This is a genomic window from Flavobacterium fragile, assembly GCF_023634865.1.
In the GTDB taxonomy this organism is placed as follows: domain Bacteria; phylum Bacteroidota; class Bacteroidia; order Flavobacteriales; family Flavobacteriaceae; genus Flavobacterium; species Flavobacterium fragile.
Window position 1 is genome coordinate 239,889 of sequence record NZ_JAMLJN010000005.1, and the last position, 697, is coordinate 240,585.

The window sequence follows — 697 nt, forward strand, 5'->3', positions numbered from 1 at the left end:
AAATAGTATTCCGACAGGAACTACCTATTCATGGAGTGCACCAATAGTTACAGGAGGAATCATTGGTGGTACAAGTGCTACCAATCAAACTAGCATTAGCGGTACTTTAGTGAACCCTACTAATATCGTACAAACTGCTACCTACACGGTAACACCTAGAGCTAATGGTTGTGCAGGTAACACATTTACGGTAGTAATTAGTGTGAATCCTAAACCTGTTATTGCAAACGTAACACATCCAGCGATTTGTTCAGAAAACGCTTTTACTGTAACTCCTACAAACGGTAGTGGAAATATTGTTCCTACTGGTACTACTTACACCTGGACTGTTAACAACAATACAAACATTACAGGGGCTAGCGATTCTAACGTAGCTGGAATCAGCACGATTAGTCAAACATTGACCAATAACAGCAATACCGCTCAAACAATCGTGTATACCGTTACTCCAACTTCTGGTGATACAGGTAATTGTGTGGGAAGTACTTTTACAATAACTGTAGTGGTAAATCCTAAACCTCTTGTTCAGGCTACTACACAAGCTATCTGTTCGTCAACTGCTTTCACAGTAACACCTACAAATGGCAGTGGAAATATTGTACCAAATACTACAACATATACATGGACTACACCTGTGAGTACTCCTGCTGGGGCTATTACTGGTGGTTCAGCTCAAACTACAGGAGTAAATACAATT

The 697-nt window shown here is 40.2% G+C and carries 1 protein-coding gene; it reads left to right on the forward strand.

Going from position 1 to position 697, the window contains the following annotated elements; translation table 11 throughout:
- Positions 1-697 (forward strand): PKD-like domain-containing protein (locus tag NAT47_RS08175; RefSeq protein ID WP_317236593.1); only part of this gene is annotated, 697 nt, incomplete at both ends.